The organism is Sphingomonas sp. GW821-FHT09E03, assembly GCF_059416225.1.
Genome location: NZ_JBWKOS010000004.1, coordinates 203708 through 214686, shown reverse-complemented (window position 1 = coordinate 214686; position 10979 = coordinate 203708). Strand labels below are relative to the sequence as shown.

General features: G+C 70.0%; 12 protein-coding genes. 2 read left to right on the top strand and 10 right to left on the bottom strand.

The features are described from left to right. Window positions 1-4 precede the first annotated feature (4 nt). On the top strand, window positions 5-328 hold the full coding sequence (gene trxA, locus AC07M8_RS11370; protein WP_495174449.1) for a thioredoxin TrxA: 324 nt from the start codon (window positions 5-7) through the stop codon (window positions 326-328). A gap of 56 nt (window positions 329-384) precedes the next feature. On the opposite strand, the gene truA is transcribed toward trxA, so the two are convergent. Further along, entirely contained in the window at window positions 385-1134 is a 750-nt protein-coding gene (gene truA, locus AC07M8_RS11365; protein ID WP_495174448.1) for a tRNA pseudouridine(38-40) synthase TruA, read from the bottom strand. Then, window positions 1131-2039 carry a methionyl-tRNA formyltransferase gene (fmt, locus tag AC07M8_RS11360; protein WP_495174447.1) on the bottom strand — a complete coding sequence of 303 codons (909 nt, stop codon included), beginning with the start codon at window positions 2037-2039 and terminating at the stop codon, window positions 1131-1133. The genes truA and fmt overlap by 4 nt, the downstream gene beginning before the upstream one ends. Before the next feature lie 56 nt (window positions 2040-2095). On the opposite strand from fmt, the gene recR reads away from it, so the two are divergent. Next, entirely contained in the window at window positions 2096-2692 is a 597-nt protein-coding gene (gene recR, locus AC07M8_RS11355) for a recombination mediator RecR (protein WP_267393170.1), read from the top strand. 11 nt (window positions 2693-2703) lie between these two features. Here recR and AC07M8_RS11350 read toward each other — a convergent pair whose 3' ends face one another. The 8 genes from AC07M8_RS11350 to AC07M8_RS11315 form a co-directional block, all read right to left on the bottom strand. Beyond that, window positions 2704-4134, bottom strand: coding sequence for an efflux transporter outer membrane subunit (locus tag AC07M8_RS11350; RefSeq protein WP_495174446.1), 1431 nt, complete (start codon window positions 4132-4134; stop codon window positions 2704-2706). Then, a complete protein-coding gene (locus tag AC07M8_RS11345) occupies window positions 4131-5060 on the bottom strand; it encodes an efflux RND transporter periplasmic adaptor subunit (RefSeq protein WP_495174445.1) in 930 nt (309 codons plus the stop codon). The genes AC07M8_RS11350 and AC07M8_RS11345 overlap by 4 nt, the downstream gene beginning before the upstream one ends. 6 nt (window positions 5061-5066) lie before the next feature. After that, window positions 5067-5294, bottom strand: coding sequence for a DUF1656 domain-containing protein (locus AC07M8_RS11340; protein ID WP_495174444.1), 228 nt, complete (start codon window positions 5292-5294; stop codon window positions 5067-5069). Then, the gene (locus AC07M8_RS11335) at window positions 5291-7303 is read right to left on the bottom strand and encodes an FUSC family protein (protein ID WP_495174443.1); all 2013 of its coding nucleotides are present in this window, start codon (window positions 7301-7303) and stop codon (window positions 5291-5293) included. The genes AC07M8_RS11340 and AC07M8_RS11335 overlap by 4 nt, the downstream gene beginning before the upstream one ends. Then, entirely contained in the window at window positions 7300-7758 is a 459-nt protein-coding gene (locus AC07M8_RS11330) for a MarR family winged helix-turn-helix transcriptional regulator (RefSeq protein WP_495174442.1), read from the bottom strand. Before AC07M8_RS11330 ends, AC07M8_RS11335 begins: the two co-directional genes overlap by 4 nt. A 94-nt stretch (window positions 7759-7852) precedes the next feature. Continuing rightward, window positions 7853-8293 carry a response regulator gene (locus AC07M8_RS11325; protein ID WP_495174441.1) on the bottom strand — a complete coding sequence of 147 codons (441 nt, stop codon included), beginning with the start codon at window positions 8291-8293 and terminating at the stop codon, window positions 7853-7855. Further along, the gene (locus AC07M8_RS11320; RefSeq protein ID WP_495174440.1) at window positions 8277-9413 is read right to left on the bottom strand and encodes a histidine kinase dimerization/phosphoacceptor domain -containing protein; all 1137 of its coding nucleotides are present in this window, start codon (window positions 9411-9413) and stop codon (window positions 8277-8279) included. The genes AC07M8_RS11325 and AC07M8_RS11320 overlap by 17 nt, the downstream gene beginning before the upstream one ends. An 84-nt stretch (window positions 9414-9497) precedes the next feature. Next, window positions 9498-10979, bottom strand: coding sequence for an efflux transporter outer membrane subunit (locus AC07M8_RS11315; RefSeq protein ID WP_495174439.1), 1482 nt, complete (start codon window positions 10977-10979; stop codon window positions 9498-9500).

The window sequence follows — 10979 nt, the reverse complement described above, 5'->3', positions numbered from 1 at the left end:
CATTATGCCTACCAAGAAGATCACCGACGCCAGCTTCGATACCGACGTGCTCAAGGCCGATGGCCCGGTGCTGGTCGACTTCTGGGCGGAATGGTGCGGCCCGTGCAAGATGATCGGGCCGAGCCTCGAGGAAATCTCGGAGGAGCTTGGCGAGCAGGTCACGATCGCCAAGATCAACATAGACGAAAATCCCGATGCGCCCGGCCGCTATGGCGTACGCGGCATCCCGACGATGATCCTGTTCAAGGGCGGTGCACCGGCTGCGACCAAGGTCGGCGCCGAGCCCAAGGGCCGGATCAAGGCCTGGCTCGAAGGCGAGCTCGCCTAAACACCAGGGCCCCGGCATTGCGCCGGGACCGTTGCGGACGAGGGTAGATCAGCCGATCAGCCCTCGTCCAGATACACAGCGTGCACGAAGAACAGCCCGTCGGGCGGTGCGTTGAGCCCGAGGCGGGCGCGATCCCGTGCCGCCAGCGCCGCGCCCAGATCGTCGCGCGACCACCGGCTGAGGCCGACCATCGCCAGGCAGCCCACCATCGATCGCACCTGATGGTGCAGAAACGACCGCGCCGCGGCGTGGATCGCGATCCGCTCGCCCGATCGCTCGACGTCGAGCCGGTCCAGCGTCCGCACCGGGCTGTCGGCCTGGCAATGCGCCGAGCGGAAGGTGGTGAAATCATGCCGGCCGACCAGTTGCTGCGCCGCCTCGTGCATCGCCGCCGCATCGAGCGGCTGCGGCACCTGCCACGCCAGCCCACGCTCCCAGGTCAGCGGCGCCCGGCGGGTGACGATGCGATATTCGTAGGCGCGGCCGACGCAGGAAAAGCGTGCATGCCAGTCGTCGGCGACGAGCGTGCAGGCGGTGATCGCCACCGGCGCCGGCCGCAGCCGGGCGTTGAGCGCCTCCATCAGCCGAAATGGTGCGATCGGCTTGATGACATCGCAATGCGCGCGCATCGCCAGCCCGTGCACCCCGGCGTCGGTCCGGCCGGCGGCATGTACCGCGACCTCCTCGCCGGTGATCGCCTGCGCCGCGGCCTCGATCGCGCCCTGGACGCTCGGCCCGTGCTTCTGGCGCTGCCAGCCCATGAATGGCCGGCCATCGAACTCCACCGTCAGCGCGAACCGCGTCAAAGCTGGGTTCCCGTGGGGATGGGGAAGCCGCGCAGCAGCTCGGCCGTGGTGCTCACCCCGCGACCGGCGCGCTGGACGATCGTCGGGCGGATCGCGCCGTCGCCGCAGGCGATGGTCAATTGGTCGTCGACCGTCTCGCCGGCGCCGAAGAAGGTGAAGGGCAGCACCTGTGCCGCCAGTACCTTCACCCGCTCGCCGCCAACCTCGAAGAACGCGCCGGGCGCCGGGTTGAACGCGCGCACCTGACGCTCGGCCGCCACCGCCGAGCCGGTGAAATCGAGCCGCGCCTCGGCCTTGTCGATCTTGCTGGCGTAGGTCACGCCCTCGTCTGGCTGCGCGACCGGCGGGTTGCCCGCGAGATCGGCCAGCACCTCGACCATCAGCCGTGCACCGAGCGCCGCCAGCTCGTCGGTGAGCTCACCGGCGGTCTTGCCGTCGATCGGGGTGCGGCCCTCGCGGCGTACCGGCCCGGTATCCAGCCCCGCCTCCATCTGCATGATGCCGACCCCCGTCTCGGCGTCGCCCGCGAGGATCGCGCGCTGCACCGGCGCGGCGCCGCGCCACCGCGGCAGCAGCGAGCCATGGACGTTGAGGCAGCCATGCGTCGGCGCCGCGAGCACCGGCTTGGGGAGGATCAGGCCATAGGCCGCAACCACCGCGACGTCGGCGCCTAGTGCCGCAAAGGCGGCCTGGTCGTCCGCGCCGCGCAGGCTCACCGGGGTACGTACCGGCACGCCGAGCTGCTCGGCACGCTGCTGGACGGGGGAGGCGACCAGCTCGCGCCCGCGGCGCCCGCCGGGCCGCGGCGGCTGGCTGTACGCGGCGACCAGTTGGTGGCCGGCTGTGACGAGCGCGTCGAGCGTCGGGACCGCGAACGCGGGGGTGCCCATGAAGATGATCCGCATGGCCCGTGCTTCAACGCGCTGGCGGCGGGCGGCGCAACCCCCTATCTGTTCGCGTGATGGCGTCTCCCGAAATCGAAACCCTCACCCAGGCGCTGGCGCGACTGCCGGGCCTCGGGCCCCGCTCGGCGCGGCGTGCCGTGCTCCACCTGCTCAAGAAGCGCGAGGCGGCGCTCGGGCCGTTGCGTGCGGCGCTCGAAGCGGTCGACGAACGGCTCGAGACCTGCAGCGTGTGTGGCAATGTCGACACCGCCAACCCTTGCGCGATTTGCGCCGATCCGCGCCGGGATGCGCGGGCGCTATGCGTGGTCGAGGAGGTTGCCGATCTGTGGGCGCTGGAGCGCTCGCGGCTGTTCCCCGGCCGCTTCCACGTGCTCGGCGGCCGCCTGTCAGCGCTGGAGGGCGTGCGGCCCGAGGATCTGTCGATCGACACGCTGGTCCGCCGCATCGAGGTCGGCGGGATCGACGAGGTGGTGCTGGCGATGAACGCGACGCTCGAAGGCCAGACCACCGCGCATTACGTCGCCGAGCGGATCGAGCGCTTCCCGGTTCGCGTCACCCAGCTCGCCCACGGCCTGCCGGTCGGCGGCGAGCTGGATTATCTTGACGAAGGCACGCTCGCCCAAGCGCTGCGCGCGCGCCGCCCGGTCGGCTGACCGCAGCCCGCTTACGCCTGCCAGCCGCCGCCGAGCGCGAGGAACAACTGCACCTGGTCGGCGGCGAGCCGGGTCTGCTGCGCCGCCAGCATCTGATCCGCCCCGATCAGCGTGCGCTGCGCATCGAGCACCGGGAGGAAGCTGGTGCGGCCGGCGCGGAACAGCGTCTCGGCATCGGCCGCGGCCTTGGCCGCCTGGCCGCGCTCGGCGCGCAGGTCCGCCGTCCGGTCGAGATCGCGCGCATAGACGGTGAGCGCACTTTCGGTCTCGCGCAGCGCGCCGAGCACCACGCCATCGAACCGCGCGTAATCGGCGTCTGCCTCGGCCTGGCTTGCCGCGATCCGCGCCCGCACCCGGCCGCGATTGGGGAAATCCCAGTGGATCAACGGGCCGAGCGAGAATTTGAAGGTGTCGCCGCCCAGCACCCGATCGGCCAGTCCGACCGAGCCTACCGAGGCGCCGAGCGACACCTGCGGGTAGAGCGCGGCGGTGGCAACGCCGATCCGCGCGGTGGCGGCATGCAGCTCTAGCTCGGCGCGCCGCACATCGGGCCGGCGCTTGAGCAGCGCGGCGCCGTCGCCGATCGGGATCGCCTGAGTCAGATGCGGCTCGGCGGTACAGGCCGCCACCGAGCGGTCGAACTCGGCCGGCGGCCGCCCGGTGAGCGTCGCCAGTCGGTAGAGGGCAAGCTGCTTGGCCGCGCGCAACGCCGGCATGGTCGCGCGGACCTGTGATTCCTGCGCCTGCGACCGCGTCGCATCGAGCGAGATGCCGCGGCCGCCGCGCACCAGCCGCTGGGTGAGCGCGGTGGTGCGGCTCTGCAGATCGAGCGCGCGCTGGGCCACGCCAATCTCGCGACCTGCCGAACAGGCATCGAGATAGGCACGCGTGGTATCGGCGGCGACAGTGATGCGGACGCTGTCACGCGCCGCTTGCGTAGCGGCGACATCGGCATCCGCCGCTTCGATCGCGCGCCGCACCTGGCCGACCAGATCGACCTGGTAGGAAACCGAACCGCTGGCGGCATAGACGAACGCACTCGGCAGCGCCGCACCCGGTAGGAGCTCCTCTTCGGCCGACCGCTGCGCATAGCCAGGCGCGGCGGTGATCCCGAACTGCGGGCGGCGATTGTCCTCGGCAAGATCGAGCGACGCCTGCGCGCGCGCGATATTGGCGGTCGCGATACGCAGATCGGTGTTGGCGGTCAGCGCCTCGTCCACCAGCCGGTCGAGCTGCGGGTCGTTGTACAGGTGCCACCAGTGATCGGGCACCGGGGCTAGCGCATAGGCGCGTTCGCCGCCGCCGACGAAGGCGCCCTGCGCCGTCGGCTTCTCGATCACGGCGTCGCTCGGGCGATGATAGTTGGGACCCACCGTGGTGCAGCCCGCGATGGCAGTGGCGCAGCCCAGCAGGGTAACGAAGCGCGCGAGCGAGCGGGTCATGCGTGAGGTTCCTGCGCTTGTGCATGGGCGACCGGCGGGGCGGGGGTCGTGCGGGCTGCGGGTGCCACGCGCGGCTGGACCTCGACCGTCGCGGTGCGGCCGACCACCAGATCGAGCTGCGCGGGCAGGCGGTCGATCGCGATCCGCACCGGGATTCGCTGTGCCAGCCGCACCCAGCTGAAGGTCGGGTTGACGTTGGCGAGCAGATTGGCGCCCGCGCTGCGATCACGATCCTCGATGCCGCCGGCGATGCTCTGGACGTGGCCGGTGATCACCCGATCGTCACCCATCAGCCGCGCCACCACCGGATCGCCGACATGGACACGGGGCAGCTTGGTCTCCTCGAAATAGCCGATGATGTGAATCGAGCCCGAGTCGATGATCGCGAACTCGGGATGACCGGCGGTCGCGTAATCGCCGGGGCGCAGGTCGAGGTTGGAGACGGTACCGGCGACGCTCGCCTTGACCGCGGTTCGGGCAAGGTTGAGCCGCGCGGTGGCGAGCGTCACCTCGGCTTGATCGAGCGCCGCCCCCAGCTGGGCAACCCGGGCATCACCCTGTTCGCGCACCTCGCCAGCGACAAGATCGCCAAGCTGGCGATTGCGCCCCGATTCGCGCCGCGCCTGGAGCAATTGCACCCGTGCCGAAGCAACCGCCGCCGTCGCCTGCGACACCGCAAGCTGGTAACGTGGCCGGTCGACGATGAACAAGGGCGTGCCCACCGACACCGGCTGATTGTCGCGGACCAGCACCTGCGTCACCAAACCCGACACATCGGGCGCGACCTGCACGATATCGGCGCGCACCCGCCCGTCACGGGTCCACGGCTCCACCTCGTAATGCTGCCACAGCCGCTGCGCGGCGAGCAGCGCGACGACGACTACCGCCAGTGTCACCACGACGCGCAGGATCAGGGTCTTCTTCATGTGCCTTCAGCCGATCAGGGCGGCAGACAGGCTGCCGCCGGTAAGGAATGCCGCCAGTGCGGCCCAGAGGATGACGGTCATCGCCACGTCGAACAGTCCGCGATGCCACACCAGCCGGTAGAAGCCGGTCCGCGACAGCCCCCAGCCGATCAGCTCGGCGAGGATGAACGCGAGCATCGCCGCGATCAGCAGCGGGTGGACATAGACGCCACCGAGGTTGATCTCGCCGGTCATGCGGCGATCCTGTCTGGTACCCAGGGCGCCGCCGCCGGGAAGAAGTTGCGCCGCAGCGCGGTGAGCGCCGACAAGGTTCGCTGGCGTTGGTCGTCATCGGCCACCGCAAAGCCGTCGCTGATCGCACCGTCGATCTGCGCGAGCAGGGCAGGGGCGGGTTGCTCCTCGCGCCCTTTCACCCGGGCGCGATAGTGCGCGCCGACTGCGCTGCGCACCTCTGGGGCGGTGCCGACCTCGTCAAGCTGGATCAGCCCGGCGCCGATCCGCAGCTCGCGCAAGGCCGCGGTGGCAGGGTCGGCGTCCTCGCCATTGCTGGGCTGCTGCTCCTGATCGCCGATGCGCGCGGCGAGCAGCCCGACCCGATCGAGCATGCGGCTGTTCCACGCGGCGCGCAGCGCCGGCGCGGCATGGCCGGCGAGTGCGCCGAGATCACGCCACCCGGCGCGACGCAACCGGCGGATCGCAGTGCCGGCGCCGATCACCCGCATCAGCCGGGTCGCGAAGATCGCTGCGGCGGTGCCGATCAGCAGCGCGACGTTGCTGTTGATGAAGCCCGCCGCTTCGGCGGAAAAGCTGTTGGTCAGCGCCAGGCCGCCGCCGAAGCCGATCATCAGCGGCATCATTTTGCCATACCAGTGCGGCAGCGCCATCAGCACACCCAGCACCAGCAGCGCCGGGGCCAGCACCAGCGTCAGCGTTTCGAAATTGTGTACCATCGGCAGGATGGCGAACAGATAGACCGCGGTGATCGGCACCGCGACAGCGGTCCACAGCAGGAAGCTGCGCTGTGCCGGCACCGGATCGTCCATCGTTGCGAAGAAGCAGCAGATCACCGCCGAGATCATTGTCGCGGTAGCGCCTTCGGGCCAGCCGGTGGCGATCCAGAAGGTGCAGCAGCCGAGCAGCGCGACCATCGTTGCCGTCGCTGACAGGGCCGCCACCGCATAGTCGCGGTGGAGACGCCGCCCCCGCGACGTGACGAACGGCGCCGCATCGCGGCGGACGTGCGCCGGATCGATTACCCGCGCCGCAAGATCACGCGTCATCGCCAGCGCGTCGACCAGCTCGCCGAGACGCGCGCACAGATTGAGCGTCAGCAACCCGTCCCAGTCGTGCGCGGGCGTCGCCGCCGCCACCTGCTGGCAGCGTACCGCCAGCGCCGCTGCCCGCTCGGGATCGGCTGGGCCATCACGATCGATCACCCAGGCCCGGATATCAACCACGATCGCGGCGACGTCGTAACGCAGCGTGGACAGCGTCCGCAGCCGGTCTTCCACCGCCGACACCAGCGGCAGCAGCAACACCAGCCGGTCCTGCAGCGTCGCCAGCACGGCGCGGGTCGGGCGGATCCGCGCGGTGTCGAACGGCAGGTGAACGGAGAGAGCATGGAGCTCGGTCACGTCGGCGGCCAAACGGCGGCGCTCGCCATCGGTGCGGCCTTGTGCCTCGGCGCCGAGCACATCGGCGATCCAGGCATCGGCTTCGCGCATCAGCGTGGCGACGCGCAGCCCGATCGCTGCGCTGACGCTGCGCGGAAAAATAAGTGAGTGGACCAGCGCGGCGCAGATCACGCCTAGGCCGATCTCCTGCACCCGCAGCACCGCGGTGTCGAAGATCAGCTCGGGGTGCGCGACCGAGGGAAAGCCGATCAGCGCCGCCGTATAGCCGGCAAGCATGAACAGATAGGAACGCGGCGTGCGATCGAGCAACGAGATGAACTGGCAACCGGCCACCCACAAAGCGAGCGCCAGCGACAGCAGGATCGGGGCATTGGACAGCACCGGCACCATCGCCACCGTCGCGGCGCCGCCAACGATCGTGCCGATCAGCCTGAACACGGCCTTGGAACGAACCGCCCCGCTCAGCGGCTGACTGGTGATGTAGACGGTGGTCATCGCCCAGAACGGTCGCTCGAGACCGATCGAAAAGGAAATGAACAGCGCCAGCATCGCGGCGATGAAGCAGTTCCACGAGAAGATCCACTCGCGAAATCCGGAGCCGGCCATCATGCCGCCTCCTCGTTACTGGAAGCGGACAAGGCGGCGCGCACCTGATCGAGCACGCGCAACGCGGTCGCCAGATCGGCATCGGGCACGGCATCAAACACCGCGCTGCGGATCGTGACCGAGCGTTCCTCCGCCTGGCGGGCGAGCGCGCGACCTGCGTCCGTCAGGTGCAGCGACCGGGCCCGCTTGTCGCTGGCATCCACGCGGCGCTCGACCAGGCCGGCGCGCTCCATGTGATCGAGCAGCGGCACCACCGTGGGGCCTTCGACGCCGAGTTCGTCGGCAAGCGCCCCCTGACGTACGCCGTCGCCCATCCGGCCCAGCACCATCACCGCCAGCGCGGTGGAATGCGACAGCGACAGGTCGGCAAGGCCGCGATCAAGATAGCGGCGATACAGGCGGGCAAGCGGCACCAGCCGTGCGCCGAAATCGCGTTGAAGAGTGGCGGGGTGAGTCACGCCCGCTAGATAGTTAGCTATCTATCTATTCGCAAGTAGCGGCAGCGCCGTGCGTAATCGACATTTTTGCCAAGCCGCGGCTGGCGAGCCTGGCTCAATACAGGTTGAGGATCGACGGCATCGAGGCCGGCGCCTTTCCCTTGGCGCACTCATATGCGGCGTTCACGGCATCGCCGAGGCTGGCGTTGTGGAATGGCTTGGCGATGCAGCCAATGATCAGCTTGTTGCTCGCCGACGGCGGGCAATTGCCGCTGAGGAAGATGCAAGGGATGCCGCGTGCCGCCAGCGCATCGGCCACCGCGATGCCATCATCGCCCAGCGCGAGCTTAACGTCGCACAACGCCATGTCGGGTGTCTCCGCATCGGCGAGCGCCAGCGCGTCGGCCAACGTATCCGCGATTCCGATCACGCTGTGGCCATGCAGCGTCAGTGCATCCTCGATCAGCATCGCCACCAGGGCTTCGTCCTCGACGACCAGCAGTTTGAGCGTAGGGGCGTCCGCAGCAGCGTCGCGGAAGTCAGTCGGAGAGAGCATAAGGCAGAGACAACATCAGGCCGGAGGGACGATCGTCGAAGGTCGCGCGTAGCTGGTGGGCGAGGGCGCGTACCAGCCGCTGGCTGGCGGTCGGCGCCCGGCTCCTATCGCGCAAGCGGCCGCTGAACAACAAGGCGAGACGCTGGCGTCCGCCATCATCGATCACGGTGTCCGCCGTCAACCGCACCGGTGCATCGTTGGCCCGGCCGTCGAGCAGCGTGTGGACGAGCAGCGCGAACGCCACCGCTGCCTCCACCTGCAGCGGGCGCGTCACCGAGACGGCGGCAAGCGACACGCCGGTTGAGGCTTCCTCGACCACGCTGGCGAGCAGCGCGGCGACGTCGACGGTATCGGGCGATCCGGTGGCGTAGAGCGGTCGATGCGCGATGGCGAGCACCTGCAGCCGGTCGGCGGCCGCCTTCAGCGCCGCGCCTTCGCTGGGGTCGGGATGGGCCGCCAGCTCCATGGCGACCAGTCCTACCGCTACCTGCAACGCGTTGCGCACGCGATGGTTGAGCTCGGCGAGCAGCCGCTCGCGCGACGTCACCGCCAGCCGCAGCTGTTCCTCCACCCGCAGCCGGTATTTGGCGAGCGCGACATAATGGCAGACGGTATGCAGGAAGCTCAATTCGTCGGCCGTGAAGCAATCAGCCCAGCGCCGGCCGAAGCCGAGGGTGCCGAGCAGCACGTCGCCATGGACCAGCGGCGTGCAGGCATAAGCGTCGAGCCCGACGTTCTTGACGAACGCCACCATCGGATCCTCGGAGCGTTGCAGGCTGGTGGCGTGACGCGGCCGGCGCTCGCGCGCGACGGTGCCGCAGATCGCCTGGCCAATCGCCAGCTCGCCGCCATCCGCCGCCTGGGCATCGGTCAGCCCGCCATGCGCCTCGAGGATCAGTCTGTCATCGTGCAGGCGGTAGTTGAAGAACACGTCGAGCCGCAGCTCGGTGCGGATCAGCGTGAACAGCTCGTCGACCATTCCTGCGGCGCTGCCCGCGGCGAGCAGCCGTTCCGCGACATCGGCAAGCAACGCCAGATAGCGCTGCGGGACCGACACGCCATGATCGCCGCCATCGGTCGCCCGCCGGTCGTGACCAGTCTGCTGCGCTGGATCCATCATCACGCCGCCTTAGCCAGCCGCCGGTTAACGGCGCAACACCGACACGCCGGAAAGCGCCGCGCCGATGATCAGCCAGTCATCGGGTCAGGACCGGGATGAGGTCCAGCCGAGTCCCAGCGCCTTTTGCAGCGAGACATAGTCGCCGGTGAGCCCGGCGGTCCCCTGCGACAGATTCTGTTCGGCGGCGACGCGCTGGCGCTCGGCGTCGACCGTGTCGATCAGCGTCGCGGTACCCGCCTGGAAGCGCTGCTGCATCAGCGCCGCGGCGCGATCGGCCGACGCCTTGGTGCGGACCAGGCTGGCGACCGTCTCGCGGCGATGGCCGAAGCGCGACAGCGAATCCTCGGCATCCTGGAGCGCGCGCAGCACCGCCCCGCGGTAGTTCGCCTCCGCCTCGTCGCGCTGACCCTTGGCCTGCGTCACCCGCGCGCCCGCGCGGCCGAAGTCGAGGAAGTTCCATTGCAGCATCGGCGCCGCGAGCGCGGTCAGATTGCCGAGATCGGTGAGGTCGGAAAGGCTGGTGCCGCCGAGCCCGACCAGGCCCATCAGCGTGAGCTTGGGGAAGCGCGCCGCCTCGGCAACGCCGATCTGCGCGGTCCGGCCCGCGAGCTGGCGCTCGGCGGCGCGGATGTCCGGGCGGCGTTGCAGCAAGGCCGCCGGGTCGCCGACCGCCACCGCGGCGGGCGGCAACGGCACCGGCGCGAGCGGGGTCAGCATCGCATCGAGCGCGCCAGGCTCGGCGCCGGTCAGCACCGCCAGCGCGTTGAGATAGCTCTCCACCTCGGCGGCGAGCGGCACCACCTGCGCATTGGTGGTTTCCACCTGGCCGCGCAGCCGCTCGACGTCGAGCGCCGAGGCGGCACCGCGGTCGAACCGCTGCTGAGTGAGATCGAGCATCCGCTGCTGCATCGCTGCCGACTGGCGTGACAGCACGATCCGCCGCTGCGCGTCGCGCAGATTGACATAGGCCTGGGCGACATCGGCGGAGAGGCTGACCTGCGCATCGGCGACATTGGCCTCGGCCGCGCCGAGCTGTGCCCGCGCCGCCTCGACGCTGCGGCGACGACCGCCGAACAGGTCGATTTCCCAGGTCGCATCGAAGCCGACATTGTAGAAGTTGAGCGAGCTGATCTCGTCGCTGCTGCTGGTGCCTTGCCCGGCACCGGTGCCGGCATCGCCGCTCCCGCCGCCGCCGAGGCTGCCGAGATCGATGCCTGGCACCTGCGCATGCAGATAGGTCGCACTTGCGCTGGCATTGGGGGCGCTGTTGGCACGCTCCAGCCGCAGCGCGCCGCGCGCCTGGCGGAGCCGCGCCTGCGCGACCGCGATGTTCGGGTTGGCCGCCATCGCGCGGGTCTCGAGCGCGGTGAGCAGCGGATCGTTGAGCGTCGTCCACCAGGCAGCGACACCCGGCGCGGCGGCCGTCACCGCGGTATCAGCGCGGACGAAGCGCGGGCGGATCGCCGGATCCGACGCGGTCTTGGTGGGTCCGGCATAGTTGGGGCCGACGGTGCAGCCCGCCAGCGCCAGCGCCGACACCAGGAGGGGGAGGGGGAAGGAGCGCAT

Coding starts and splice junctions, on each gene's coding strand:
- trxA (WP_495174449.1), top strand. CDS start 5: ATGCCTACCAAGAAGATCACCGACGCCAGCTTCGATACCGACGTGCTC.
- fmt (WP_495174447.1), bottom strand. CDS start 2,039: ATGCGGATCATCTTCATGGGCACCCCCGCGTTCGCGGTCCCGACGCTC.
- recR (WP_267393170.1), top strand. CDS start 2,096: ATGGCGTCTCCCGAAATCGAAACCCTCACCCAGGCGCTGGCGCGACTG.
- AC07M8_RS11350 (WP_495174446.1), bottom strand. CDS start 4,134: ATGACCCGCTCGCTCGCGCGCTTCGTTACCCTGCTGGGCTGCGCCACT.
- AC07M8_RS11345 (WP_495174445.1), bottom strand. CDS start 5,060: ATGAAGAAGACCCTGATCCTGCGCGTCGTGGTGACACTGGCGGTAGTC.
- AC07M8_RS11340 (WP_495174444.1), bottom strand. CDS start 5,294: ATGACCGGCGAGATCAACCTCGGTGGCGTCTATGTCCACCCGCTGCTG.
- AC07M8_RS11335 (WP_495174443.1), bottom strand. CDS start 7,303: ATGATGGCCGGCTCCGGATTTCGCGAGTGGATCTTCTCGTGGAACTGC.
- AC07M8_RS11325 (WP_495174441.1), bottom strand. CDS start 8,293: ATGCTCTCTCCGACTGACTTCCGCGACGCTGCTGCGGACGCCCCTACG.
- AC07M8_RS11320 (WP_495174440.1), bottom strand. CDS start 9,413: ATGATGGATCCAGCGCAGCAGACTGGTCACGACCGGCGGGCGACCGAT.
- AC07M8_RS11315 (WP_495174439.1), bottom strand. CDS start 10,979: ATGCGCTCCTTCCCCCTCCCCCTCCTGGTGTCGGCGCTGGCGCTGGCG.